Origin of the sequence: Sphingopyxis sp. PET50 (assembly GCF_025244705.1) — a bacterium.
GTDB lineage: Bacteria > Pseudomonadota > Alphaproteobacteria > Sphingomonadales > Sphingomonadaceae > Sphingopyxis.
This window is the reverse complement of the sequence record NZ_CP104207.1, coordinates 1285496-1310972: the sequence shown is the minus strand read 5'-3', so window position 1 is coordinate 1310972 and position 25477 is coordinate 1285496. Positions and strand designations below refer to the sequence as shown.

The following is a 25477-nucleotide window of genomic DNA, read 5'->3' as shown; positions in this document are numbered from 1 at the left end:
CGGGCGCCTGACCAACCGATTGTTTCCGCTGCATCCTGACCATCAGAACGGAATGAGCTCACCCATATGAAAGCCTTGATTCTCTGCGGCGGTCGCGGGACCCGTCTCCGCGAAGTCTCCGAAACGCTGCCCAAGCCGATGGTGCCGATCGGGGGCAAGCCGATCGTCTGGCACATCATGAAAATCTATGCCGCGCACGGCATCAACGAATTCGTCCTGCTGCTGGGCTACAAGGGCGACATCATCCGCGACTTCTTCCTCAACTATGCGAACCAGTCGTCCGACGTCACCGTCGACCTGTCGAAGCGCGGCGAGGACCGGTTGCAGTTCCACAAGCATCAGAGCGAGGACTGGAAAGTCACGCTCGCCGAAACCGGCGAGGATGCGATGACCGGCGCGCGCATTCGGCGCGGCGCCCGCTATCTCGACGACGTGACCCATTTCTGCGCCACCTATGGCGACGGCGTCGGCGATGTCGACATCAGCGCGCTGGTCGATTTCCACAAGGGGCATGGCAAGACCGCGACGCTGACCGGCGTCTATCCGCCGGGTCGCTTCGGCGAACTCGGCACCGAGGGCGGCGTCGTTGCCAGCTTCAACGAAAAGCCGCAGGTTTCGGGCGGACACATCAACGGCGGCTTCTTCGTCTTCAACCGCGATTTCGTCGACCATTATCTCGATGACCGCGAGGATCTGATCCTCGAACGCGAGCCGATGGAGCGCCTGGCCGCCGACCGCGAACTGATGATGTTCGAACATAATGGCTTCTGGCAGCCGATGGACACGCCGCGCGAATATTCGCTGCTCAACGAACTATGGGCCGATGGGCAGGCGCCCTGGAAGACGTGGTAAGCGGCCCGATGTTCGGCGACGCCTATCGCGGCAAGACGGTGCTGCTGACCGGGCATACCGGTTTCAAGGGTTCGTGGCTGGCCGAATGGCTGCTGACGCTCGGCGCCAACGTCGTCGGTTTCTCGCACAAGGTCGATGACGGCCCGACGCATTTCGCCAGCATCGGGCTGGCCGACCGCCTGACGCACATCATCGGCGATGTGCGCGACGCCGGTGCCGTCGACGATGTCGTTGCGACACACAAGCCCGACTATGTGCTGCACCTCGCCGCGCAGGCGCTCGTTCGCTATAGCTACGACAATCCGGTCGAGACGATGGCGACCAACGTCATGGGCACGGTGCATGTGCTCGACGCGCTGCGCCGTGCCGGGCGGCCCGCGGTCGCGGTGTGCGTCACCTCCGACAAATGCTACGAGAATCGCGAGATATTGTCGGGCTATCGCGAGGACGACCCGATGGGCGGCCACGACACCTATAGCGCGTCGAAGGGGGCCGCCGAAATCGCCGCCCACAGCTATCGCCGCAGCTTCTTCTCGGCGCCCGACAGTCCGGTGAAGATGGCGACGGTACGCGCGGGCAACGTCATCGGCGGCGGCGACTGGTCGGTCGACCGCATCGTCCCCGACTGCGTGCGCAGCCTGTCGAAGGGCGAGGCGATCCGTATCCGCAACCCGCGCGCGACACGCCCGTGGCAGCATGTGCTGGAATCGCTGAGCGGCTATCTGTGGGTCGGGGCGCTGCTCGGCGGCGCGGCGACGACCGCGCGGGTGAAATCGCCGACCGATGTCACCGAAGCCTTCAACTTCGGTCCCTGGGTCGAGGCGAACGGATCGGTCGAGCGGCTCGTGACCGAATTTCTCAGGCACTGGCCCGGCGAATGGGTGAATGCGGCCGAAGCCGGCGCGCCGCACGAAGCGGGTCTGCTCGGCCTGTCGATCGACAAGGCCTATCACAAGCTCGAATGGGCGCCGACGCTAGACTTCGCGGGCGGCGTCGCGCTGACCGCGGGCTGGTATCGCGCGGTGGTCGCCGACGGCGCCGATCCGCTCGGACAGACGCGTCACGATATCGAAACCTATGTTGCCCGGGCGCGGACGAAATCGCTCGCCTGGGCGGCCTGACCATAAGGAAAAACCATGATCGACGGCGTCATCATCACCCCGCTGCGGCAGATTCCGGACGAACGCGGCAAGATCATGCACATGCTGCGCGCCGACGCGCCGCATTTCGAGAAATTCGGCGAAATCTATTTCTCCTGCGTCCAGCCCGGCGCGATCAAGGCATGGCATATCCACAGCGAGATGGTGCTCAACTATGCGGTCGTTCACGGCCGCATCAAATTCGTCCTCTACGACGATCGCGAAGGATCGCCGACGCGCGGCGAACTGATGGAAATCTTCATGGGCGAGGATAATTATTGCCTCGTCACCGTGCCGCCCTTCGTGTGGAACGGCTTCAAGGGTTACGGCCAATATCCGGCGATCGTCGCCAATTGCACGACGATCCCGCACCGTGCGGACGAGATCGACCGCATGGACCCGTTCACCGACAAGATTCCCTACAACTGGGATCTCAAGCATGGCTGAAGGCCGCCTGCTGCTCGTCGGCGGCAGCGGATATTTCGGGGCGCGGCTGGCCGGGGCGCTGGCGGGCGAGTGGGATGTCGCGGTCACCGTGCGTTCGGATACGCCCGCGCGCGCCGCGTGGCTGTGTGAAACGGGCATCGCCTCCTGCCATTATGACAGCAAGGTCGATGCGGAACTGCCGGGCGGCGATTTCGACGCGATCGTCAACCTCGCGATGCCGGGCGCGCAGGCGGCGGGCAAGGATGCCGGCGGCGCCATGGAGCAGGGGCTTTCCACAGCAGCGGCATGCCTAGCCGCGTTGCGGCAGGGCAGGGCGCAGCGGCTCATCCATTTCTCGACCTTCCACGTTTATGGCGGCAATGCCGCCGAACTCTACAGCGAGGACATGCCGAAAGCGCCCGGCCATCCCTATGGCCAGACCCATCTTGCGGTCGAGGGCGAACTGACCGCCAGCGACGTGGCCGACCGCATCGCGATCCTGCGTCCCACCAACATGGTCGGCGCGCCCGCGCACCGCGACCTTGGCGAACAGGCGGGGCTGATCTTCCTCGATCTGTGCCGCCAGGCTGCCGAAAGCGGCGCGATGACGCTGCGCAACGACGGGCGAAGTTACCGGGACATTCTTCCTTTCGAAGACGCCATTGCCGCCGTCGCCCTGCTGCTTCGCGCCGAAACCGGGTGGAACAGCCTCTTCAACCTCGGCGCCGGGCAGGCGATCACGATGCGGGCGCTGGCCGAAACCATCGCCTCCGCCGCGCCGCAACCCGCCGCTATCGCCTATGGCGACGGCACCGACGCTTTCCGCAGCCCGTTCACCGTCGATATTTCGCGCCTCGCCGCGCTCGGCTGGGACCCTTCGGCGAGCATCGCCGACGAGGCGCGCCGTACCATTGCCGCCTTTGCCGCGTGACGGGTCCGCGCCTCCTCGCCATTTCGCTGTCGTGCCACGAGCCGGTGAACCGCGCGCTGTTCCGCGAGATCGGAGCGCTCGATATCCCGGTTCATCTGGTCGTCCCGCGCCGCCACTTCGTCGGCGGAAAATGGCGCGACACACCCGATTTCCCGCCGGAAAATTACGAACTGACCTTGCTCGACCTGACCGGCACCAACCAGCGCACCCACACGCTGCAGGGCTTGCAGGCGGTCGTCGATGCCTTCCGCCCCACCCACATCTATTGCGACAGCGACCCCGCGAGCATGATGGTGCGGCAGGCGAAACAGGTCGCGCCGGACGCGCGGCTCTGGTCGCTGACGGCCGAGAATATGCCGCAGAGCCTGGGCGGCGACCTGCGGAAAGCCGCCGAAACCCGCAGCCCCGCTCGGCATCGCCTCGGCGCTCGTCAAAGCCTGGCTTCGTCATTCGGCGAAGCGCAAGGTCGATCGTGTCCTGACGCTCAGCAAGGACGGCACCGCGCTGATCGAGGCGATGGGACTGACCGCGACGCAGGTCCCGCTCGGCTTCGACCCGCGCCTGTTCCAGCCGCTGCCCGCCGTGCGCGAAGCGGTGCGGGCCGAGCTTGGCCTGACGCGCCCGACGATCGCCTATTTCGGGCGCCAGACGCCCGAAAAGGGCATCCATCTGCTGATCGATGCGCTCGACCGCATCCGGGACGGGAACTGGCAGTTCCTGATCGACGATTTTATCGGCGCTTCGGCCTATACCGCTCAGCTTCAGGCGCAAATCGAACGGCTGGGCCTGCGCGAGAGGGTGATCTTCTTCGAATCGAAGCATGAGGACATGGCGCGCTACATGAATGCGGCGGACATCATCGTCCTGCCGTCGATCAGCACGCCCAAATGGAAAGAACAATACGGCCGCGTCATTCAGGAAGTCATGGCGTGCGGGCGCACCATGGTCGGCAGCCGCTCGGGCGCGATTCCCGAGGTGATGGGCGGACAGGGGCATCTCTTCGACGAAGGCGATGTCGGCGCTCTTGCAAAGCTGCTCGCTACCCTGCTCGAAAAGGGCGATTTCGCCGACGAAGCGGCGCGCGCCTATGCCCTCGCCAACCTCTCGGTGAACCGCCAGGCCGAAATCATGGCCGGCCTGCTGCGCCGGGAAGGCTGAGCGCGCGGAACCACTTTCGCCCGCTCGACGTTGCTGCGGACAACGGCAGGGGACATGATTTGCGGACCGTCATCCATCCGTCGCATCCTGCCAGAAACCGGTTGCGCCGCCGACCGCTGCGGGTCAGAAGCCGGTGATTGGCAGTCCGCAGATGCAAATTTCTGAAAACCCTCGCATAATGATGCGCCCGGCCGCGGCGAGGCCGTCGTTGCGCCCGCTGCTCGCGCTTTCGGTCTCGCTGCTCGGCCTTGCCGCAACCGCGGCGCAGGCCCAGGACGCGCCCGCACCGCCGCCGGTCACCGAAACGGTCGCGCCCGAAGCTGAGATGGCCAAGCCCACGCCGCCGCCGCCCGGTGCGCCATTGCCGATCGTCGAGCCGATCATCGAGGATGAGGAATTCGATCGTTCGATCCCGCCGATTTCGGCGGAGGACGACCCCGAACTCGACGTTCCGCTCGAATCGATCGCCGAGTTCGAGCGCCGTCAGGCGGCGAAGGCCGCTGCCGGGGGCGAACCCGTTCCCGGCTCCGAACCCGCCCCGACCCCCGCGCTCGCCGACGGCGACCCCGTCGAGGCGATCGGCGACGCGCCGGTGAACGATGCCGAACTCGCGGCACCCTTGCCGCCGCTCGACAGTTTCAACGTCGAGCCGGTCGAATTCGCCGAACCCGAATCCGCCGACGATGATGTGAAGATCGCCTATAGCGTCCAGGTCAACGGCCTCGCGCCCGCCGACGACAGCACCCACGCCGACCTCGCCGACCTCTTCGAGGATCTGTCCGCGCTCCACGACGGTGACGGCGAGGCGGCGAACGCCGCCATGGTCCGCGCCCGCCTGACCGCCGACGCCGACCTGATGCGCCGCATCCTCGCGTCGGAGGGCTATTATGACGCGCTGGTCGATACCCGCATCGACCGCGGCGGCGGCAATGACGGCGAACGCGCGCAGGGGGGTGCCCCGTCTACAGGCGCCCAGGCACCGGCCAACACCGGCCCGCGCCAGCGCCGCCCGCTGACCGCGATCATCGACGTCACGCCGGGGCAGCGGTACACGCTGTCCGATATCGTGATCGACGCGGCCCCGACCGTACCGCCGACGCTGATCAAGGATAATTTCCCGCTTGCCGTCGGCGAACCGATCGTCGCGGAGCGCGTGCAGGGCGCCGAGGCTGCGATCGCGCTCAAATTGCCCGAGGAAGGCTATCCCTTCGCGGTGGTCGGCCAGCGCGACATCTTGCTCGACGGCGCGATCGCCGCCGGCGTGTATACGCTGCCCGTCGATATCGGCCCGCGTTCGCGTTTCGGCGGGTTCGAGACGACCGGCAAGCTCGCGTTCGATGTCGAGCATGTCGAACTGCTGGCGCGTTTCAAGCGCGGCGAACTCTACGACAGCCGCAAAACCGACGACCTGCGCCAGGCGCTCGTCGCCACCGGCCTGTTCGCGACGGTGGCGGTTGAGCCGCAAAAGACCGGCGAAAGCGCGGGCGACGGCACCGAATATGTCACGATGCTGGTGACGCAGGAGGCGGGGCCGCCGCGCACCCTCGCCGCCAGCGCGGGCTATGGCACCGGCGAGGGTATCCGCATCGAGGGCAGCTGGACCCACCGCAACCTCTTCCCGCCCGAAGGAGCGCTGATCGTCCGCGGGCTGGCGGGCACGCAGGAACAGGCGCTGGGCGTGACCTTCCGCCGCTCGAACGCCGGGCGCCGCGACCGCACCTTCGCACTGGTCGCCGAAGCCTCTCATAGCGATTACGACGCGTTCGAGGCCCTGACCGGACACATAGGCGCGCGCATCAGCAGCGAATCGACCCCGATCTGGCAAAAGAAGATCACCTATGCCTATGGTCTCGACCTGATCGCGACGAGCGAAGACGACTATGATTTCACGCGTGGCGCACGCAACCGCAGCGTCTATTATATCGCGGGCCTGACCGGCCAACTCGGCATCGACCGCAGCGACAGCCTGCTCAACCCCACCAAGGGGTTTCGCGTCACCGGCCTGCTGCAACCCGAAGGTTCGCTGAGCGGAAGCTTCTCGCCCTATGCCCGCGCGCGCGTCGACGTCAGCGGCTATTATCCGGTGACCGAAAACATCGTGCTCGCGGGCCGCGTTCGCGTCGGTTCGATCCTTGGCGCCTCGCGGGAAAACCTTGCCCCGTCGCGGCGCTTCTACGCCGGCGGCGGCGGCTCGGTGCGCGGCTTCGGCTATCAGGAACTGGGCCCCAAGGACCCGAACGATGATCCGATCGGCGGGCGCAGCGTCAACGAGGCGGCCGTCGAGGCACGCTATCGCTTCGGCAACTACGGCATCGTCGGTTTCGTCGATGCGGGGCAGGTGTACCGCGGCTCGACCCCGGACTTCTCGAACCTGCGCTATGGCGTCGGCATCGGCGGGCGTTTCTATACGAATTTCGGCCCGATGCGCCTCGACATCGCGACGCCGATCGACCGCTGCGGCCCGGCGAATCGCGGATCAGCGTCTATGTCTCGATCGGACAGGCCTTCTGATGGCCGAAGATGCCGCCTTCGACGACAGCCCGCCGCCGCCGAAACCGGCGCAGTCCTGGCCGCGCCGCATCGCGCGCTGGACCGCGATCGGCATTGCCGGGCTGATCGCGCTGATCGGCCTGTTCCTGATCGGGCTCAACAGCGACGCCGGGCGGCGCTTCGTCGTCACCCAGATCGAGAAATATGAATTCGAAAACGGGATGAAGATCGGCATCGGCCGCCTCGACGGGTCACTGTTCGGCGCCATGTCGATCCGCGACCTGACGCTGTCCGATCCCAAGGGCGTTTTCCTGCGCTCGCCCGAGGTCAAGGTCGACTGGCGGCCCTTCGCCTATTTCCGGAATCATATCGACATCCGTTCGGCGACCGCGCAGACGATCACGATGCAGCGGATTCCGGCCTTCAGGCCCGTCCCCGACCGGGGCGAGCCGCTGCTGCCCGACATCGACATCGATGTCGCCCGATTGCAGGTCGACCGCTTCATCTTCGAAGCCCCGGTCGCGGGTCGGCGGCAGGAAGCGCGCCTGACGGGCAAGATCGCCATCGCCGACCGCCGCGCGCAGGTCACAGCCAATGCCGAAACGATCGGCGCCGATGCGAAGGGCGACAAGCTGGCCGTCATCCTCGACGCGGTGCCCGAATCGAACCGGCTCGCGATCGACATGGATATCAACGCGCCGCAGGGCGGCGTGCTCGCCGCGATGGGCGGGTTCAAGGAGCCGCTGACCGCGAAGCTGTCGGGCAAGGGCGACTGGAAGGCGTGGAACGGCACGCTCGTCGGCGATCTCGGCACCCAGCCGCTCGCGCGCCTCGGCCTGACCGCCCGCGACGGCACCTTCGCGGTCAAGGGCACCGCCCGGCCGTCGCGCCTGCTCGCCGCCGGGCCGGCCGCCGACCTGCTCGGCTCCGAAACCGCTATCGACCTCACCGCGCGCCTCGACGAGCGCAAGGCCGACCTCGACGGCCGCGTTTCGTCCGAAGCCTTTCGCCTGGGTATCAGCGGCGGCGTCGATCTCGGCGCCAGCCGTTACGACACCCTGCAACTCGCCTTCGTGCTGCTCAAGCCCGGCGCCATCGCCCCCGCCGTGCGCGGCAGCGGACTGCGCGCGCAGGCGCGGCTGGACGGCGAGTTTCGCCTACCGACGGTCGAATATCAGGCGAACGCGGCCAGCCTCGCGGTCAACGACATCGTCATCGAGGCGCTGAACCTGTCGGGCAAGGCGCGCGTCGATCCCGACCAGATATTCATCCCCGTGGCGGGCCGCGCGACGCGCATCCGCGGGCTCGACACCGTCGCGGGTGGCACGCTGGTGCAAGTCCGCCTCGACGGCGATCTCGCCTATAAGGACGGCCGCCTGCTCAGCGACAATATGCGTCTGAAATCCAGCCGCATCGAGGCCAAGGCCATATTGATCGCAGACCTCAACCGCGGCTTCTACACCGGCGCGATCGACGGGCGGATCGACGATTATCGCATCGAAAGCGTCGGCATTTTCGACATTGATACCGACGCCGACCTCAAGACCGCGGCGAACGGCGGCTTCGAGATCGTCGGCCGCGTCCGCGCGCGCTCGACCCGGCTGTTCAATTCGGGGGTCCGCGACCTGCTCGGCGGCAATGCGGTGGCGTCGGGCGACGTGCGCTACGGCACCGACGGCATCATCCGCTTCGCCAACCTGCGCCTCACCGCTCCGCTGATGCGCGTGACCAGCGGGCAGGGAAGCTACGACCCCAACGGCCAGATCCAGCTCACCGCGCGCGCTTCCTCGACCGACTACGGTCCGCTCGGCCTCCAGCTCGCCGGCACGATCACCGATCCGCGCGCTACCCTCACCGCCGACCGCCCCGGCCTCGGCATCGGGCTCCAGAAGCTCGTCGCGCGCATCACCGGCGCCCCGAACGGCTACCGTCTCGCCGCGACCGGCGAGACCGATTACGGCCCGCTCGCCGCCGATGTCGTGCTGCTGACCGCCAAGGGGCCGCTGACCATTGATGTCGAACGCGGCGACCTGTCGGGCATCGGCTTCAAGGGCCGCCTGGTACAGAGCGCCGCCGGCCCCTTCACCGGCCAGCTCGACGCCTCGGGGCAGGGGCTCGGCGGCCTCGTCCGCCTCAGCGCCGCGGGGAAATATCAGGCGGCGGCGATCAATGTCCGCGCCAATAATGTCGTGCTGCCGGGACCCGCGCAGCTCGCCATCGGCTCGGCGGTCGTCGATGCCGACGTCATCCTTTACGATCGCCCGCGCGTCATCGCCGACATCCAGGTCGCGCAGACGCGCATCCGCGAATTCGACATCGCGGTCGGCCGGGTGAAGATCGATTATCAGGATGGCGCGGGCAAGGCGCAGGCGCTGGTCGAGGGATCGAGCGGCGTGCCCTTCCGCGTCGCCGCCAACGCCGACCTCGCGCCGAATCTTTGGCGGGCTTCGGTGCAGGGCCGCGCGACCGGCATCAATTTCCGAACCACCAGCCCCGCGCGCATCATTCCCGGCAAGGACGGTTACGAACTGCTCCCGACCAATGTCGATTTCGGGCGCGGCAGCAGCGCGCGGCTCGCGGGCCGTTTCGGCGAGGGCATCATGGTCCAGAGCCGCCTCGACCGCGTCAATCTGGCGCTGCTCAACGCGGTCTATCCCGACATGGGGCTCGGCGGCCGCGCCACCGGCAGCCTCGATTTCGAGCAGGCGAACAGCACCGCCTTCCCGCGCGCCGACGCGCGGCTGACGATCACCGACTTCACCCGCACCACCGCCGCGACGGTCAGCCAGCCGGTCGACGTCAATTTCGCGGGCAAATTGCTTGCCGATGGCGGCGAGGCGAGCGCGGTGATGCGCAAGCGCGGCAGCGTCATCGGCCGGCTCAAGGCCTCGCTGCGTCCGCTGCCGCCGGGCAGCGGCGACTGGATGACGCGGCTGCGCGCCGCCCCGCTCGGCGGCGGCATCCGCTATAACGGCCCCGCCGACACGCTTTTCTCCTTCGTCGGGTCGGGCGATCAGCGTGTGGGCGGGCCGATTGCGGTCGCCGCCGATTTCAGCTGCCGTCTCTCCGACCCGTGTCTGAACGGGGTGATCCGCGGTAATGCGCTGACCTATGAGAATATCACTTACGGCACGCGGCTGACCAACATGGTCGCGAACGGACGTTTCTCGGGCGACCGGCTGGAAATCGAACAGCTCACCGCGACCGCGGGCGACGGCACGGTCAAGGCGTCGGGCTTCGTGAGCCTTGCCGCCGCCGACGGCTATCCGATGAAGATCGACGCGGTACTCGACAATGCGCGCCTCGCGCGCAGCGACGACCTGTCGGCGCGCGCGACCGGCACGCTGACGCTCGAAAAGGTCGCGGGGCAGACCGCCTTGCTCTCGGGCGACCTTCGCCTTCCCGAAACCCGCTACCGCATTGTCCGCCAGGGCGCCGCGAGCGTGCCCGTGCTCACCGGTGTGCGCCGCAAGCCGCCCGCGGGCCGTCCCCGGATCAGCGGCGACGGCCTCGCTTCGGTCGGCACCAGCCTGTTCGACCTGATCCGCCTCGACATCCGCCTGCGCGCGACCGACGAAATCTATGTCAGCGGCATGGGGCTTGAATCAGAATGGATGGCCGACGTGACACTGAAGGGCACCACACAGGCGCCGCGCGTCACCGGCGAGATCGAACTGGTGCGCGGGACATTGGGTTTCGCGGGTCGTTCGTTCGAGCTGTCGGAGGGCAGGGTGAGCTTCCCGACCGGCGACGCCTTCGACCCGTCGATCCGCCTCGTCGCGAGCGATACGATCGAGAATGTGACGGTGACCGTCAACGTCTCGGGCCGCGCCCAGAACCCCCAGATCGCTTTCTCGAGCGTGCCCGGCCTGCCGCAGGACGAGATCGTGTCGCGTATATTGTTCGGGAGTTCGATTACCGAGCTGTCGCCGCTGCAGGCGGTGCAGCTCGCCGCCTCGCTCAACAGCCTGCGCGGCAGCGGCGGTTTGAGCCCGCTCGGCGCGCTGCAATCGGCCACCGGCATCGACCGGCTGCGCGTGCTCGGTCCCGACGACGCGCAGGGCCGCGGTACCGCGCTCGCCGCCGACCAGCATATCACGAACGACATCTATCTGGAGGTCATCACCGACGGCCGCGGCTATACCGCGACGCAGCTCGAAATCAGCCTGACTCCGGCGCTGTCGATCCTCAGCCAGGCGGGCGGGTCGGGCCAGACCAATTTCAGCGTCCGGTATCGTAAGGATTATTGATGCGCGCCGCTCCTCTCCTCCTGCCGCTGCTGCTGCTCGCCGCCTGCAAGGACGAACCGAAATTCGAGGATCGCTATGAAAAGGCGGCCGACGAGATTCAGTCGCGCGCCAAGGCGATGGATGCCGACATCGCCGCCGCCGACAAGGCGGCGAAGGACGCGGGGGAGGCAACTTCGTCCACCTCCTCCCCTTCGGGAGAGGGGCAGTGAGACTTGATCCGGCATAGCCGGGCCGTAGTCGAGCGGGGTGGGCCAGCGGCCCTGCGCAACTTCGCTGGCCCCACCCCAACCCCTCCCCCGAAGGGGAGGGGCTTGCACAGGCAGCAACTCCCGTCTAACGCGACCAAGTCATCTGGGGAGTAGCCAGCCGTCCGTTCGGGACGGGCCATCGTGTCAACATACTCGGTCGAGAGGCCGTGGTGCGGTGGAAGCGGGAACACCGTTTGGGCGAGACCAATGGCATCGACCCCACGTCCGGGCCGGGCGGCGGGTTTCGATGTCCGTTGGAATCGCAACGCCGCCCGGCCCCGGAGTCACTCGATGGAAGCTCTCTTCACCTCGACCGCGGTCGTCGCGCTCGCCGAGATCGGCGACAAGACGCAATTGCTCGCGATCCTGCTCGCAACGCGCTTCAACAGGCCGCTGCCGATCATATGCGGCATATTGGTCGCGACCCTCGCCAACCATGCGCTCGCCGCGCTGCTCGGCGCCTCGGCCGCCGCCTTTCTCGACAGTCCGGTCTTCCGCATCGCTATCGGCATCAGCTTCATCGCCATGGCCGCCTGGACGCTGATCCCCGACAAGTTCGGGGACGACGAAGCCCCCAAACCGCGCTTCGGCGCCTTCGTCACGACGCTGATCGCCTTCTTCCTCGTCGAGATGGGCGACAAGACGCAGGTCGCGACGATCGCGCTCGGCGCGCAATATCACAGCGTCGCACTGGTCACCGCCGGCACCACGCTCGGCATGATGATCGCCAACGTCCCCGCGATCTTTCTCGGCCACGAACTGCTCAAGCGCGTGAACCTCGACACCGTGCGCAGGGTCGCGGCGGGACTCTTCCTCGTCATCGGCATCTGGGTCTTGGCGCAGGCCGCGGGCTGGCTATAGGGTGGCAGGCGGACAAGAGGGGTCGCGGCTTATGTCTTTCGATAGCGAGATCAACGGGCTGACCCACGATCATGTCTTCCTCGGCCCCGGCCATGACGAGAATGGCCGCCGCACCCTGTGGGTCGTCGCGATCACCGCGGTGATGATGGTGGCGGAGATCGTCGCGGGGCTCGCCTTCAACTCGATGGCGCTGCTCGCCGACGGTTTCCATATGGCGACCCATGCCGGCGCGCTCGGCATCGCCGCCATCGCCTATGCCTATGCGCGCAAGCATGCGCGGAGCCCGCGCTACAGCTTCGGCACCGGCAAGGTCGGGGACCTTGCGGGTTTCGCCTCGGCACTGATCCTCGGCATCGTCGCGATCGGCATCGCGGTCGAATCGGCACAGCGGCTGATCGACCCGCGCCCGGTCGATTTCCTCGACGCCACCGTCGTCGCGGTCATCGGCCTGATCGTGAACATCGTCTGCGCGGTTTTGCTCGGCGGCGGGCACAGCCATGGTCCGGGCCATGATCACGACCACCACGCGCATGACCATGATCCCGGCCACCATGACGATCACGGCCACGCCGAACCCGTCCGCCACGGCGACAACAATATGCGCTCGGCCTATGTCCATGTCCTCGCCGACGCCTTGACCTCGGTGATGGCAATCGCGGCGTTGCTCGGCGGACGCTATCTCGGCTGGATATGGCTCGATCCGGCGATCGGTATCGCCGGTTCGATCGTCATCGCGGTCTGGGCCTGGTCGCTGATCCGCGACACCGCCGCGGTGCTGCTCGATGCTAGCGAACCCGCACTCGAAGCGAAGATCCGCTCCATAGTCGGAGCCGATGCCGGCTTCCGGCTCGCCGACCTCCATGTCTGGCGTGTCGGCCCCGCCGCGCATGCCGCGATCGTTTCGGTCGAGGGCGGCGACTGCGAAACGATCCGCGACCGGCTGAAGGCGATCCCTGAAATCGCCCACCTCACCGTCGAAACCCGCTGAAAGGCGTACATGGACATCGGCCCCGCGCGCCTGTAGCCTCCGCGCCGATGCATCATGAGCACGGGGGCCTCGCCGATGTTCAAGCTTGTCACTCTGGCCGCAGCCACCGCGATGGCGGTCACCATCTCCAGCGCCGCCGAGCGGCGCGCACCGGTTTTTTCCGAGGCGACGCTCGCCGCGCTCGACCCGACCCGCGCGGGCCGCATGGGCGTGCCGTCCCGCCGCGGCCGCCGCGGCGCTCGACCGCCGCCTCGCGATGGCGCGGCGCTATATCGCCGATACGCCGAGCGGCGGGGCCGCACCCATGCCGCTGCTCGCCAGCATCCCGCGCACCCAGCTTCCTGCCGGCAAGCTCGATGGCGACGCGCGCCGCTATTTCGACCAGGGCCTGCTGCTCGCTTATGGTTTCAACCATGCGGGCGCGATCCGCTCGTTCCGCGAGGCACGCCAGCTCGATCCCGGCTGCGTGATGTGCTGGTGGGGCGAGGCGCTCGCCAACGGCCCCAATATCAACGCCGGCATGGACGATGCGAACAACCGTGCCGCGCTCGCCGCGCTCGACCGGGCCAAAGCCGCATTGGGCTCGGTCTCGCCCGAGGAACGCGCGCTGATCGAGGCGCAGTTGCTCCGCTATTCGCCCGCCGGCGACAGCGACCGCGCCGCGCTCGATATCGCCTATGCCGACGCCATGCTCGCCGCCGCCGCGCGCTTCCCGGCGAACGACGACATCGCGATCCTCGCCGCCGAAGCCGCGATGAACACCAGCCCCTGGAATTACTGGACGGCGGACGCGGCCCCGATCACCGATCGCATCGGCACGGCGATCGCGCTGGTCGAGCAGGTGATCGCGCGCAATCCTGCCCACCCGCAGGCCGCGCATCTCTATATCCACCTGATGGAGGCGGCGCGGCCGGGAAAGGCCGAGGCGGCCGCCGACACATTGGTGGGGGCGACGCCGGCGACGCTCGGCCACCTCGTCCATATGCCGTCGCACATCTATTACCGCATCGGACGTTACGCCGATTCGATGCGCGCCAACATCCTCGCCGCCCGCGCCGACGAGGAGTATCTGGCGCTCGTCGGCGACGATGCGCTCTACCGCTACGGCTATTATCCGCACAACGTCCATTTCCTGCTGACCTCGGCGCAGATGGTCGGCGACATGCGGACGGTGATGGCGGAGACGAAGCGGCTGCGGGGCATTCTCGACACCGACACCGCGCGCGGCCTGCCCTGGGTTCAGGCGATCCACGCCGCCCCGGCCTTCGCGCTCGCCCAATATGCCGACCCGGCGCAGATTCTCGACGAAACCGCACAGCCGTCCGACCTCGCCTATGTCGAGGCGATGCGCCATTATGCGCGCGCCATCGCTTTTGCGGAACTCCGCAAGGACAAGGACTTCGCGGCCGAAATAGCCGCGATGCGCGAACTGGAAACATCGCCTGCGGTTGCCGCGATGGTCGAGCTCGGCTTCCCGGGCCCCGACGTCATCCGCCTCGCGACGCTCGTCGCCGAAGGGCGGCGGGCGCATTGGCGCGGCGACCCGATGAAGGCGGTTGCCTTGTTCGAGCAGGCCGAAAAGATCGAGGCGACGATCCCCTATAACGAGCCCCCGATCTGGTATTTCCCCGTCGCCCAGTCGCGCGGTGCCGCGCTTTTCTCTGCCCGCCGCTACGAAGACGCCCGCGCCGCCTTCCGCAAGGCGCTGTTCGAGGCGCCGAACGACGGCTGGGCGCTCTACGGCCTGTGGATGACCGAGGCGAAGCTGGGCAACAAGGCCGAGGCGGCAGCGGCGGATGCCGCGTTCCGGCGGACCTGGACGGGGGATGCGGCGTGGCTGAAGATGCGGCGGCTTTAGCCGGAGCACGGACCATCTCCGGAATTGCCGGGCCCCGTCAGAACCGGGGCAGCGACAACAGGGCTATGGGCGGGAAATTGCCGCCCGCGATGGTGAGGTAATAGCGCCGCGAAGAGCCTTGCTCCCTGACGATGACATCGACCTCTTCATTCTGAAACCACACCCAGAAGCGATGCGTTCCGGCGCTGATCCAGTCGATGATCTGATCGGCCAGAAACAGGCTCTCGCCCACCTTCACCGCGTCAATATGATGCGGCCGCCTGCTGCTAGGCGCTCGGGCGAACGGCGGTGATCTCATAATCGGCCATGGGCTCGGGTCTTCCCGTCCGAAGCGCTAGTAGCGCACGGGAACAATGCGGATCCGGTCGATGGCGCCGGGGGAGGCGCGCGATCGCGCGATGGCGGCCGCGCGCAGCTCGTCGAGAATGATCGTGTCATAGCCGCTTTCGTCGGGCTGCATGGGAAGATCGGTTTCGACGACCAGGATGACCTTCCGGGCAAGCCCGTCGATTTCCCATTCGAACCAGCACCGCACGATATGGCTTGCGCCCTCGCGATCATCCGTCATGTCGGTCGCCCGGTATCACCGACCGCGAACGGATTTCGCGTTCGACGCTCACATAGCCCGCCTTGCTGCGCGTCGCGACCGCGATGGGGCGGCCGCCCAGAAGCGCGTTTTCGGTATTGAGGAAGTCCAGCGCGGGTTCCCGCCCGCCGAGCAGCTGGAATGCGAGCGCACTGATCGCGCCCTGCCGCTGTGCCTCCTGCGGAGGAAGCGGCGTGACCGTGCGATTTCGCCGAAACGGATTCGAACGGGTGATCACCGGAGCGGCGCCGGATTGGCTTCGATCAGACGTCACTGGTCTGCTCCCCCGGCGCGCCGGATTCGGCGCGACAAGCCCGGCTCAATGCCATGAGCGTCATCTGGTGATGATAGAGAAATTGGCTGAAATCCACGTGCATCTCCCTGTTGCGGGAGCGCGGTCGTCTCTCAGTCGCCGAATGCAGGACGAAGCCAGCGATCGTCTATATATGGGAGCGATGCCCCCGTTTTCAAGGGTTCGTCCCAGCTCGCGGCGACGGGCGCAGGCTTGGCGGCAGCGGCGTCCCGGTGGCCGCTTGCCAGCCTTCTCCGGTCATCGGACCCCGATAAACGCCGCGACGTTCAATGCCCCCTGTCGTTTATGAGCATCGCGACCGACCAGCCCCGATTGTTCAACTCGGTGGTTTCCTCTCCGCGGCTCGGCTGACGGATATGGACGAGTCTGAGGCCGGTCAATTCATCATCGCCCTCTTCCCATGGCAATGCATGCCTGCTGCTGAAGAGGGACATGAGACGCGCCCGCTGGGCCGACTGCAGCGCGTCGAAAATTTCCTGATGATTGGTCATCGTTTGGCAAATACCACGTCCACAGCCGCGGAACCATCGGTTTCGGGTGATCGGCGGGCCGCTGGGTCACGGGCACGCCGCTCCATGGGGCCGTACCGGTTAGAAAAACCCGAGCGGGATATATCGAGCGATCGAGGACAATCGGCGGTATTTTGCGGACGCATTTGGCGGACAGGGTGGGATTCGAACCCACGGTGAGCTTGCGCCCACGGCGGTTTTCAAGACCGCTGCCTTAAACCACTCGGCCACCTGTCCTCGCCGCGCGCCATAGCGCGCCGCCCGCGCGCGGCAAGCGAAACCTCGTCATTCAGGCTTTCGGCACGACCACATAATCGGCGCCGGTCAACGGATCGTCGACGTCGCAGCGCAACAGCCGCATCCGATGGATCAGCCCCCCGATGGCACGGGTATCGAAGCGATAAAGGTCGAAATCATAAGGCACGGTGCCTTTGATCCCGCCGTAATCGGTAAAGCGCTCGATGGTCGATTCGGATACTTCGAACCACAGCAGCGGCCAGCACCGCTCCAGCGTTGCGCGCAATCCGGTCAGAACCTGCGGCTCGAAGCCCTGCACGTCGATCTTGATCGCATCGACCCGGTCGCCCAGCCCCTGCTCGTCGACCACCTCGTCGCCGATCCGTATGGGCAGGGCGATTTCGCGGGCGTTGGCAGGCGCGGAATCGGCATCGAACGTCCCCATGCCCTGCCTCGCATCCGTGGGCTGATAGAAAATCAACGTGCCGTCGCGATCGGCCAGCCCGATGTTCAGCGCCGTAATATTGCGTGCCGACCCCGTCTCGATATTGCGCTCCAGTCGTTCGAAGACCAACGGATTGGGGTCGAGCGACACGACGCTGCGAAATGTTTCGGCAAAGGTCAGCGAATGCAGGCCGACATTGGCTCCGACATCCAGGCACACGTCCGTCTTGCCGCGGCGCCTGGCAAGGTCGCAGAAAATCCGTTTCTCCTCGCCTTCGTAATCGCCGAGGAACAGCACGTTCCATTCGACAAACGAGGCGGGATCCAGGTTCACCGTGCCGCGCGAAAAGCGGATCGTGACATCGCCATGCGCAGCGCGTTCCGGTCTGCTGACGGTCGATACCAGCCGAGCGCCATCCGCGCACCCGGCGCAAGGGAGAGAAGAATCTCAAAACGCTCGGCGCGATAGTCATATTGTCCCCAGGCATCGGCGGAAGTCTCGGCCTACAGATGGCCGGGGACGGCGTCAACAAGACACCATGTTCCGGGTATAGCGGCGATTTTTCCGCCGCTGCCTGCCGTTCCGCACGCCTGGCCGGAGGCCGTCCGCATCGCTCCATCCGCCGCGCGAATGACTCGTTTCGTCCCTCGGGTGGCTGTTCATGGCGCGTGCATCCGTGCCAGATCATGCCTATGGGGTGGACATGATACGCAGCAAATCTTCTGGAATCGGATCCTTTCTCGGTTTCGCGGCGGTAATCGCCTCGGCCTGGTCGATGGCGGCCTCGGCCCCGCTCCATGCGCAGAGCGGCGACGCCGGTTTCGACGCCTATATCCAGTCGCTGTGGCCCAAGGCGCAGGCGAGGGGAGTGTCGCGCGCGACCTTCGACCGCGTCACCGCGGGGCTGCGCTACAATGCGCGCGTCGTCGCGCTCGACCGCGACAATCTGGGCGCCCCGCCCTCGGCCGACACGCCGATTCCGGCCTTCGCGCCGTACAAGGCGAAACATGTCGATGCCGCGCGCATCGGCGGCGGGCGCCGCGTCCACGACCGGCTGCTGCCCCTGCTGTCGCGCATCGAGCAGCGCACCGGCGTGCCGACCAGCATCATGATTGCCATTTACGGGCACGAAACCGCCTATGGCCAGGTCACCGGCGGTTTCGACCTGCCGGAGGCGCTCGCGACCCTCGCCTATGAAGGGCGCCGCCGCAGCCTGTTCGAGCCCGAACTGCTCGCGACGATGGAAATGGTCGAACGCGGCGTGCCGCGCGGCGTGCTCAAGGGCAGCTGGGCTAGCGCCTTCGGCTATCCGCAATTCCTGCCTTCGGTCTATCTGCGTGTGGCGGAGGATGGCGACGGCGACGGCAAGGCCGAAATCTGGTCGAGCGAGGCCGATGCGATCGAATCGATCGGCGGCTATCTGCGCAATGCCGGCTGGCGCGCGGGCCAGCCGTGGGGCGTCGCGGTCGGCGTGCCCGCCGGCTTCGACCGCAACCGCGTCGCCAGCAGGCTTCAGCCCACCCGCTGCCCGCGCGTTTTCGCGCGCCACAGCCGCTGGCGCTCGATCGCCGAATGGCGCGCCGACGGCTTCCAGATCGCGGGCGGCCGCTGGCCCGACGGCCGCGTCCAGGCGACCCTGCTCGAACCCGACGGCCCGGGCCGCACCGCCTATTTGCTCACTGGCAACTATCGTGCGATACTCGATTACAATTGTTCCAATTTTTACGCGCTGTCTGTGGGGTTGCTGGCGGATGAAATCGATCGGTAAGCGGAGGGTCATGCTGGCGGCAACCATGCTGCTGGCGGGATGCGGCAGTGTCGACGGCAAGCGCGACGGCGGCCCGGTGGCCGGACCCGCGCCCGCGCCGACGGGCGCCGCCGTGGTCGACGGCCCGCCAAAGCTCGGCGCGCCTTTCACCGTCGCGGGCACGACTTATACCCCCGCCGACATCGCCGACTATGACGATGTCGGCTATGCGAGCTGGTATGGCGAGGAACTCGCGGGATCGCCGACCGCGATCGGTGAGCCCTTCAACCCCGACGGGATCAGCGCCGCGCACAAGACCTTGCCGCTGCCGAGCTATGTCGAGGTCACCGCGCTCGATACGGGCCGCACCATCCTCGTGCGCGTCAACGACCGCGGGCCGATGGTCAATGACCGGCTGATCGACCTGTCGCGCGGCGCCGCGCAGCAGCTTGGTCTCAACGGCGGGGTCGCCGCGGTGCGCGTCCGCCGCACCAACCCGCCGATGGCCGAAAGGGCGCAATTGCGCAGCGGCGGCGCCGTGGCCGAACGCCTCGCGACCCCCGACACCTTGCTCGTCCTGCTGCGCAAGAAGCTCGACGACAAGCCGGTGCCCGCGGGCATGGCGAGCGCGACGGCGAGCAAGCCCACCCCCTCGGCCCCCGCGCCGGGCGGCGACCGCTTCATCGTCGAAGGTCCGGGCGCGAAACCGGCGGCAACGACGGCGCCAAAACCCGCCGCCGCGAAGCCCGCGCCCGCCGCGGCCGGCAGCTATGCGGTGCAGGTCGCCGCCTTCAGCAGCGAGGCGCGCGCCAATGCCGCGGCCAAATCGGTCGGCGGCAACGTCGTAAAGGCGGGCAACCTGTGGCGCGTGCGGATGGGGCCCTTCGCCAGCGAGGCCGATGCGCTGAGTGCGGCGGCCAAGGCCAAGGCCAAGGGCTTCCGCGACGCGCAGGTCCAGCGCAACCGCTGACGGCCCATGACGGGGCGCATTTCCACGCGTGCCAGGGCAGGGGGCGCCGCGGCTGCGGCGCTCGCGCTGCTGCTCGTCCCCTCGACGGCGCCGCATGGCCGATCCGGCGAAAAAGGCTCCCGCCCCGGTCAGCCGCCCGCTCTACACGACGCAGGCGCCGATCGTGATGCTCAAGGACATGGATTCGGGCGCGATCCTCTTTTCGCGCGGCGCCGACAAACATTTTGCGCCCGCCTCGATGGCGAAGGTGATGACCGCCTATGTCGTGCTCGACCTGATCAAGGACGGCAAATTGTCGCGCGACACCATCTTCACGGTCGACGAGGCGACGTGGAAGAAATGGAACGGCAGCAGCGGCGGCTCGACCATGTTCCTGCGCCCGCGCGAAAAGGTCAGCGTCGACGAACTGCTCAAGGGGCTGATCACCGTCTCGGGCAACGACGCCGCGGCGGTGCTGGCGGTCGGCATCGATGGAAGCGAGGAACTTTTCGTCAAGCGAATGAATGAGGTAGCGCGAAAAATTGGTATGGTGTCGAGCCGCTTCGGCACGCCCAACGGCTGGCCCGACGGCGGCGTGACCAAGGTGTCGGCCGCCGACCTGATCACGCTCGCCGACCGGCTGATCCGCGATCATCCCGCGGGCTACACGCGCTATTTCTCGATTCCCAGGCTCCAGCACGGCACCGCGCCCGACGGCAAGCCGATCGTCCAGCCCAATCGCAACCCGATCCTCGGCCGCTTCGCCGGCCGCCGACGGGCTCAAGACCGGCCACACGGCGGAGGCGGGCTATTGCTTCCTCGGCTCGGCGAAGCGCGACGGGCGCCGCCTGATCATGGTCATCGCGGGCATGAGCAGCGAAAAGGCGCGCCGCGACGAGGCCGAACGATTGATGGCCTGGGGCTTCGATGCGTGGGAAGGCCGCGAGATCGTCCCCGCGGGCGCGAAGATCGGCACGATCGAGGTGGGGAAGGGGACAAGGCCCACGCTCGAGGCGGAGGCCGCCATTCCCGTCCGCATGACCGTGCCGAAGGGCTATGCGGGCGGCTACCGCGCCACGCTGCGCAGCCGCAGCCCGCTCGCCGCCCCGGTCGCGCGCGGCACCCGCGTCGCCGAGCTCGTCGTCACCCCCGAAGGCCTGCCACCGCAGACCACGCCCTTGCTCGCCGCGCACGACGTCGCCGCGGGCGGCTGGCTCGACCGCGCGCGCATCGGCTTCTACCGGCTCACCGGGCTGTGAGCGGCCGTTTCATCACGCTCGAGGGCGGCGAGGGGGTCGGCAAGTCGACGCAGATCCGCGCGCTCGCCACCGCGCTGACGGCGCGCGGCATCGACGTCGTCACGACGCGCGAGCCCGGCGGGAGCCCCGGTGCCGAGGCGATCCGCGCCCTGCTCTTGGAGGGCAGCGACGATCGCTGGACTGCGCGCGGCGAGGCCTTGCTCTTCGCCGCCGCGCGCGCCGACCATGTCGCGCGCACGATCCGCCCCGCGCTCGCACGCGGCGCCTGGGTGCTGTGCGACCGCTTCGTCGACAGCTCGCGCGCCTATCAGGGCGCGGGCGGCGGCCTCACCGACACCGACATCCTCACCCTCCACCGCATCGGCTCCGAAGGCCTGCTCCCCGACAGGAGCTTCCTGCTCGCCCTTGGTGCCGACGAGGCGGCGAAGCGCCTGTCGGTCCGCGACGCCGCCGGAGCCGACCGCATGGGCAGCAAGCCGGCCGATTACCAGCAGCGCCTCGCCGCGCGCTTCGCCGAGATCGCCGCCGCCGAACCCGGCCGCTGGCGCGTCATCGACGCGGGCGGTGCCCCCGATGCCGTGACCTCGGCCATCCTCGCCGAACTGACGCCATGGCTCTGATCGGCCACCAGACCCCCGAGGACGCCTTCCTCGAAGCCTGGGCCGCGGGCAGGCTCCACCACGCCTGGCTGCTCGCCGGGCCGCAGGGCATGGGCAAGGCTGCCTTCGCCGCCCGCGCCGCGCGCTTCCTCGTCACCCACGGACCCGGCGGCATCGGCGAGGCGCCGCCGCTCGACGACCCCGGCGACGCCGCCGCCGATCGCCTCGTCGAAGCGGGCAACCATCCCGAAATCCTCCACCTCGCGCGGCAGGCGAAGGACAAGGGCAAGGAGCCCGCGCGCAACATCACGATCGAACAGGTGCGCGAACTCAAGGGCCGGCTGCATTTCTCGCTGTCGCTCGGCGCGTGGCGCGTCATCATCGTCGACGCGATCGACGACCTCGAACCTTCGGCCGCCAATGCGCTGCTCAAGACGCTCGAGGAGCCACCCGCGCAAACCATCTTCTTCCTCGTCAGCCACTCGCCGGGCCGCCTGCTCCCGACGATCCGCTCGCGATGCCGAACCCTGCGTTTTCAACCGGTTGAGCATGACGTCATGACGGCGTGGCTGCATGAATTGCGGCCGATGACCGAGATGGCCGAGCTGCGCGCGACCGTCGCCGCGGCGGGCGGCGTACCCGGCAAGGCGCTCGCGCTGATCGACAGCGACGTCGGCGCGATGGAGAAGAAACTGCTCGCGATCGCCGCGTCGGGCGACCCCGACAATCGCCTCCGCGAAGCCCTCGCGCGCGAAGTCGGCGGCGCGTCGAACCGCCCCAGGCTCGAACTTGTGATCGACATCGTCCCCGGCCTGCTCGCCCGCCTCGCGCGCGAGCGCCCGGTCGCCGAGGTCGCGCCGGTGCTCGCGCAGTGGGACCGCGTGCAGCGCACCGTCCGCGACGCGATCCGCGGCTCGTACGACGGCGCGATGGTCGGGTTCGAGATCGGCAATTGCCTCGCCGAACTGGCGCCGAAGGCCGCGGCACGATAACCGTCGCCCCCGCGCAGCGGGGCCGCAAGCAACCTTGCGCAAGGCCGATGGCGGCCCCCGCCTGCGCGGGGTCGACGTGCGGCCACTTCCCCCGGCGCCCACGACCCGCTAAGGCGCGGCCATGCCCGACACCAAGACCCCTTTCTACATCACCACCGCGATCAGCTACCCCAATGGCCGCCCGCATATCGGCCATGCCTATGAGGCGATAGCCACCGACGTGATGGCGCGGTTCCAGCGCGCGCGCGGCCGCGACGTGCGTCTGACCACCGGCACCGACGAGCATGGCCTGAAAATGTATCAGACCGCGCGCGACCAGGGTCGTCCGACGATCGAGCTCGCCGATGAAATGTCCGGATATTTCCGTGAGATGTATGCCAAACTGAATATCAGCTTCGATCATTTCATGCGTACGTCGGACCCCGCGCATCATGCGGCGTCGCAGGCGCTGTGGCGCGCGATGGAGGCCAATGGCGATCTCTATCTCGATCGCTACGAAGGCTGGTATTCGGTCCGCGACGAGGCCTTCTACGACGAAAGCGAACTGACGCAGGGGGAAGGGGAGGCCAGGCTCTCGCCGCAGGGTACCCCAGTCGAATGGACCGTCGAGGAAAGCTGGTTCTTCCGCCTGTCGGCCTATCAGGACAAATTGCTCGCGCTCTACCACGACAACCCCGATTTCATCCGCCCCGAAAGCCGCCGCAACGAGGTGCTGCGCTTCGTCGAAGGCGGGCTGAAGGATCTCAGCGTGTCGCGCACCAGCTTCGACTGGGGCGTACCGGTGCCGGGCTCGCCGGGCCATGTCATGTATGTCTGGGTCGACGCGCTCACCACCTATATGTCGGCGCTCGGTTTCCCCGGCCGGGACGGCGAATGGGGACGGTTCTGGCCCGCCGACATCCACATGATCGGCAAGGATATCGTGCGTTTTCATGCGGTTTATTGGCCGGCTTTCCTGATGAGCGCGAAGCTTCCGCTGCCCAGGCAGGTGTTCGGCCACGGCTTCCTGCTCAACCGCGGCGAGAAGATGTCGAAATCGCTCGGCAATGTCGTCGATCCGATGGAACTGGCCGATCGTTTCGGCGTCGATGCGCTGCGCTATTATCTGCTGCGCGAAGTCAGCTTCGGGCAGGACGGCAGCTATTCGGCCGAGGCGATCGTGCGCACCGCCAATGCCGATCTCGCGAACAGCTTCGGCAACCTCGCGCAGCGCAGCTTGTCGATGATTTTCAAGAATCTGGATGGCAGGCTTTCAGCAGACTATGAGCCGGTGCCGGACGACGGGGACTTGCTCGCCGACCTCCACGCCATGGCGACCGAGCGGCTGCCACGCGAGTTCGAGCAGCTCGCTTTCTCGGTGGGCATCGAGGACTGGATCCGCGCGGTGTTCGCCTGCAACCAATATGTCGACGCGCAGGCGCCGTGGGCGCTGCGCAAGACCGACCCCGAGCGGATGCGCGGGGTGCTGATGACGCTGTTCCAGGCGGTGCGCACGCTCGCGATCGCGATCCGCCCCGTGGTGCCGGCCGCTGCCGACGCATTGCTCGACCAGATGGGCATCGCCGAAGACGCGCGCGATTCCGCGGCGCTCGCGGATGCCGGCTGGTTCGCGACGCTCGCGGCGAGCGGCTTCACCGTCGGCCAGCCCGTCCCGATCTTCCCGCGCCTCGAACCGCCCGAGGGAGAGGGGGAAGGGGAATGACGACTGCTGCCATAGGCCCCTCCGTCATTGCCAGCGAAGCGAAGCAATCCAGAGCGGCACTGCACCGCCCTGGATTGCCGCGTCGTTTCGCTCCTCGCATTGACGAGACGTTGAGAGTTCCCTGATGCTCGTCGATTCCCACTGCCACCTCAATTACAGGGGGCTCGCCGAGCAGCAGGGCGAGGTGCTGGCGCGCGCACGCGAACGCGGCGTCATCGCGATGCTCAACATCGCGACGCGCGAAAGCGAATGGGACGACGTGCTCGCCGCCGCCGAGGCGAATGACGATGTCTGGGCGAGCGTCGGCATCCACCCGCACGACGCCGACGATCATCCCGACGTCGACACCGCCAAGCTCGTCGAGCGCGCCGCGCACCCACGCGTCATCGGCATCGGCGAAACCGGGCTCGACTATTATTATGACAAGAGCGACCGCGTGCGGCAGCAGGACAGCTTCCGCCGCCATATCCATGCGGCGCAGGCGACGAACCTACCGGTGATTGTGCACACTCGCGACGCCGAAGAGGATACGCTGGCGCTGCTCGGCGAAGAAATGGGCAGGGCAGCATTCCCCGGCGTGATCCATTGCTTCACCGCTAGCGACGACTTCGCGCGCAAGGCGCTCGACCTCGGCCTCTATATCTCGATCTCGGGCATCGTGACCTTCAGGAACGCCGCCGATCTCCAAACCACCGCCAAGTGGCTGCCGCAGGACCGGCTGCTCATCGAAACCGACTCCCCCTTTCTCGCCCCCGTCCCGCACCGCGGCAAGACCGGCGAACCGGCCTTCGTCGCCGACACTTTGGCTTTCCTCGCGGATCTGCGCGGAGAAGATCGCGACGCGCTGTCCGAAGCGACAAGCCTCAATTTTTACAGGCTTTTTTCCAAGGCGGCGCCATGACGTCACAGGGTGCCCGTGCCCACTTTCCCGTTCGCCC

At 67.4% G+C, this 25477-nt stretch carries 22 protein-coding genes, 1 tRNA gene and 2 pseudogenes; 19 read left to right on the top strand and 6 right to left on the bottom strand.

The genetic code is table 11. The annotated features are described in order from the left end of the window. The first annotated feature begins 66 nt into the window (after window positions 1–66). The 11 genes and pseudogenes from rfbF (at window position 67) to N0A20_RS06755 (ending at window position 15201) form a co-directional block, all read left to right on the top strand. On the top strand, window positions 67–852 hold the full coding sequence (gene rfbF / locus N0A20_RS06805) for a glucose-1-phosphate cytidylyltransferase (RefSeq protein WP_260583159.1): 786 nt from the start codon (window positions 67–69) through the stop codon (window positions 850–852). Then, the gene (gene rfbG, locus N0A20_RS06800; RefSeq protein WP_260583158.1) at window positions 846–1973 is read left to right on the top strand and encodes a CDP-glucose 4,6-dehydratase; all 1128 of its coding nucleotides are present in this window, start codon (window positions 846–848) and stop codon (window positions 1971–1973) included. The genes rfbF and rfbG overlap by 7 nt, the downstream gene beginning before the upstream one ends. Before the next feature lie 15 nt (window positions 1974–1988). After that, window positions 1989–2438 carry a dTDP-4-dehydrorhamnose 3,5-epimerase family protein gene (locus N0A20_RS06795; protein WP_260583157.1) on the top strand — a complete coding sequence of 150 codons (450 nt, stop codon included), beginning with the start codon at window positions 1989–1991 and terminating at the stop codon, window positions 2436–2438. Beyond that, window positions 2431–3348 (top strand): NAD(P)-dependent oxidoreductase, encoded by a 918-nt coding sequence (locus tag N0A20_RS06790; protein WP_260583156.1) that lies wholly within the window; start codon window positions 2431–2433, stop codon window positions 3346–3348. The genes N0A20_RS06795 and N0A20_RS06790 overlap by 8 nt, the downstream gene beginning before the upstream one ends. Before the next feature lie 516 nt (window positions 3349–3864). Continuing rightward, entirely contained in the window at window positions 3865–4506 is a 642-nt protein-coding gene (locus tag N0A20_RS06785; protein ID WP_260583155.1) for a glycosyltransferase, read from the top strand. Between the two features lie 178 nt (window positions 4507–4684). Then, window positions 4685–7017: pseudogene (locus N0A20_RS06780) on the top strand (autotransporter assembly complex protein TamA). Then, window positions 7017–11246 (top strand): translocation/assembly module TamB domain-containing protein, encoded by a 4230-nt coding sequence (locus tag N0A20_RS06775; RefSeq protein WP_260583154.1) that lies wholly within the window; start codon window positions 7017–7019, stop codon window positions 11244–11246. Before N0A20_RS06780 ends, N0A20_RS06775 begins: the two are co-directional and overlap by 1 nt. Continuing rightward, the gene (locus N0A20_RS06770) at window positions 11246–11455 is read left to right on the top strand and encodes a hypothetical protein (RefSeq protein WP_260583153.1); all 210 of its coding nucleotides are present in this window, start codon (window positions 11246–11248) and stop codon (window positions 11453–11455) included. Before N0A20_RS06775 ends, N0A20_RS06770 begins: the two co-directional genes overlap by 1 nt. A 330-nt stretch (window positions 11456–11785) precedes the next feature. After that, window positions 11786–12355, top strand: coding sequence for a TMEM165/GDT1 family protein (locus tag N0A20_RS06765; protein ID WP_260583152.1), 570 nt, complete (start codon window positions 11786–11788; stop codon window positions 12353–12355). A 31-nt stretch (window positions 12356–12386) separates the two neighbouring features. Then, window positions 12387–13343 (top strand): CDF family Co(II)/Ni(II) efflux transporter DmeF, encoded by a 957-nt coding sequence (dmeF, locus tag N0A20_RS06760; RefSeq protein ID WP_260583151.1) that lies wholly within the window; start codon window positions 12387–12389, stop codon window positions 13341–13343. Window positions 13344–13599: 256 nt separating this feature from the next. After that, window positions 13600–15201, top strand: a complete 1602-nt coding sequence (locus N0A20_RS06755) for a hypothetical protein (protein ID WP_260583150.1) — start codon at window positions 13600–13602, stop codon at window positions 15199–15201. A 37-nt stretch (window positions 15202–15238) separates the two neighbouring features. On the opposite strand, the gene N0A20_RS06750 is transcribed toward N0A20_RS06755, so the two are convergent. The 6 genes from N0A20_RS06750 to N0A20_RS06725 form a co-directional block, all read right to left on the bottom strand. Further along, complete coding sequence (locus N0A20_RS06750) at window positions 15239–15433, bottom strand: hypothetical protein (protein WP_260583149.1); 195 nt, start codon at window positions 15431–15433, stop codon at window positions 15239–15241. A 102-nt stretch (window positions 15434–15535) separates the two neighbouring features. Then, entirely contained in the window at window positions 15536–15769 is a 234-nt protein-coding gene (locus N0A20_RS06745) for a hypothetical protein (protein ID WP_260583148.1), read from the bottom strand. Beyond that, window positions 15759–16025, bottom strand: coding sequence for a hypothetical protein (locus N0A20_RS06740; protein ID WP_260583147.1), 267 nt, complete (start codon window positions 16023–16025; stop codon window positions 15759–15761). Before N0A20_RS06740 ends, N0A20_RS06745 begins: the two co-directional genes overlap by 11 nt. Before the next feature lie 341 nt (window positions 16026–16366). Continuing rightward, a complete protein-coding gene (locus N0A20_RS06735; RefSeq protein WP_260583146.1) occupies window positions 16367–16591 on the bottom strand; it encodes a hypothetical protein in 225 nt (74 codons plus the stop codon). Window positions 16592–16756: 165 nt separating this feature from the next. Next, window positions 16757–16846: transfer RNA gene (locus N0A20_RS06730), tRNA-Ser, on the bottom strand. A gap of 52 nt (window positions 16847–16898) precedes the next feature. Continuing rightward, on the bottom strand, window positions 16899–17624 hold the full coding sequence (locus N0A20_RS06725) for an FkbM family methyltransferase (RefSeq protein ID WP_260583145.1): 726 nt from the start codon (window positions 17622–17624) through the stop codon (window positions 16899–16901). Window positions 17625–17994: 370 nt separating this feature from the next. On the opposite strand from N0A20_RS06725, the gene N0A20_RS06720 reads away from it, so the two are divergent. From N0A20_RS06720 to N0A20_RS06690, 8 genes and pseudogenes are all read left to right on the top strand, one after another. Beyond that, window positions 17995–19059, top strand: a complete 1065-nt coding sequence (locus N0A20_RS06720; protein WP_409574741.1) for a lytic transglycosylase domain-containing protein — start codon at window positions 17995–17997, stop codon at window positions 19057–19059. 10 nt (window positions 19060–19069) lie between these two features. Beyond that, window positions 19070–20008, top strand: a complete 939-nt coding sequence (locus N0A20_RS06715; RefSeq protein ID WP_260583144.1) for a septal ring lytic transglycosylase RlpA family protein — start codon at window positions 19070–19072, stop codon at window positions 20006–20008. 94 nt (window positions 20009–20102) lie between these two features. After that, window positions 20103–20603, top strand: a pseudogene (locus N0A20_RS06710) (D-alanyl-D-alanine carboxypeptidase family protein); the annotation flags it as partial. Window positions 20604–20637: 34 nt separating this feature from the next. Further along, a complete protein-coding gene (locus N0A20_RS20580) occupies window positions 20638–21246 on the top strand; it encodes a hypothetical protein (RefSeq protein WP_409574773.1) in 609 nt (202 codons plus the stop codon). Continuing rightward, window positions 21243–21866 carry a dTMP kinase gene (gene tmk / locus N0A20_RS06705; RefSeq protein WP_260583850.1) on the top strand — a complete coding sequence of 208 codons (624 nt, stop codon included), beginning with the start codon at window positions 21243–21245 and terminating at the stop codon, window positions 21864–21866. The genes N0A20_RS20580 and tmk overlap by 4 nt, the downstream gene beginning before the upstream one ends. After that, window positions 21857–22837: a DNA polymerase III subunit delta' gene (locus N0A20_RS06700; protein ID WP_260583143.1), complete on the top strand. Its 981-nt coding sequence runs from the start codon at window positions 21857–21859 to the stop codon at window positions 22835–22837. The genes tmk and N0A20_RS06700 overlap by 10 nt, the downstream gene beginning before the upstream one ends. Window positions 22838–22958: 121 nt before the next feature. Then, on the top strand, window positions 22959–24539 hold the full coding sequence (gene metG / locus N0A20_RS06695) for a methionine--tRNA ligase (RefSeq protein WP_260583142.1): 1581 nt from the start codon (window positions 22959–22961) through the stop codon (window positions 24537–24539). A 124-nt stretch (window positions 24540–24663) separates the two neighbouring features. Next, window positions 24664–25440, top strand: a complete 777-nt coding sequence (locus tag N0A20_RS06690; RefSeq protein WP_260583141.1) for a TatD family hydrolase — start codon at window positions 24664–24666, stop codon at window positions 25438–25440. Window positions 25441–25477 lie beyond the last annotated feature (37 nt).

What these genes read in the sequence shown, in the direction of transcription:
- N0A20_RS06790 (WP_260583156.1), top strand. Translation starts at nt 2,431, where the DNA reads ATGGCTGAAGGCCGCCTGCTGCTCGTCGGCGGCAGCGGATATTTCGGG.
- N0A20_RS06745 (WP_260583148.1), bottom strand. Translation starts at nt 15,769, where the DNA reads ATGACGGATGATCGCGAGGGCGCAAGCCATATCGTGCGGTGCTGGTTC.
- N0A20_RS06775 (WP_260583154.1), top strand. Translation starts at nt 7,017, where the DNA reads ATGGCCGAAGATGCCGCCTTCGACGACAGCCCGCCGCCGCCGAAACCG.
- rfbF (WP_260583159.1), top strand. Translation starts at nt 67, where the DNA reads ATGAAAGCCTTGATTCTCTGCGGCGGTCGCGGGACCCGTCTCCGCGAA.
- N0A20_RS06715 (WP_260583144.1), top strand. Translation starts at nt 19,070, where the DNA reads ATGCTGGCGGCAACCATGCTGCTGGCGGGATGCGGCAGTGTCGACGGC.
- N0A20_RS06765 (WP_260583152.1), top strand. Translation starts at nt 11,786, where the DNA reads ATGGAAGCTCTCTTCACCTCGACCGCGGTCGTCGCGCTCGCCGAGATC.
- dmeF (WP_260583151.1), top strand. Translation starts at nt 12,387, where the DNA reads ATGTCTTTCGATAGCGAGATCAACGGGCTGACCCACGATCATGTCTTC.
- N0A20_RS06720 (WP_409574741.1), top strand. Translation starts at nt 17,995, where the DNA reads ATGATACGCAGCAAATCTTCTGGAATCGGATCCTTTCTCGGTTTCGCG.
- metG (WP_260583142.1), top strand. Translation starts at nt 22,959, where the DNA reads ATGCCCGACACCAAGACCCCTTTCTACATCACCACCGCGATCAGCTAC.
- N0A20_RS06755 (WP_260583150.1), top strand. Translation starts at nt 13,600, where the DNA reads ATGGCGCGGCGCTATATCGCCGATACGCCGAGCGGCGGGGCCGCACCC.
- N0A20_RS06735 (WP_260583146.1), bottom strand. Translation starts at nt 16,591, where the DNA reads ATGACCAATCATCAGGAAATTTTCGACGCGCTGCAGTCGGCCCAGCGG.
- N0A20_RS06700 (WP_260583143.1), top strand. Translation starts at nt 21,857, where the DNA reads ATGGCTCTGATCGGCCACCAGACCCCCGAGGACGCCTTCCTCGAAGCC.
- N0A20_RS06770 (WP_260583153.1), top strand. Translation starts at nt 11,246, where the DNA reads ATGCGCGCCGCTCCTCTCCTCCTGCCGCTGCTGCTGCTCGCCGCCTGC.
- N0A20_RS06690 (WP_260583141.1), top strand. Translation starts at nt 24,664, where the DNA reads ATGCTCGTCGATTCCCACTGCCACCTCAATTACAGGGGGCTCGCCGAG.
- N0A20_RS06795 (WP_260583157.1), top strand. Translation starts at nt 1,989, where the DNA reads ATGATCGACGGCGTCATCATCACCCCGCTGCGGCAGATTCCGGACGAA.
- N0A20_RS06785 (WP_260583155.1), top strand. Translation starts at nt 3,865, where the DNA reads ATGGGACTGACCGCGACGCAGGTCCCGCTCGGCTTCGACCCGCGCCTG.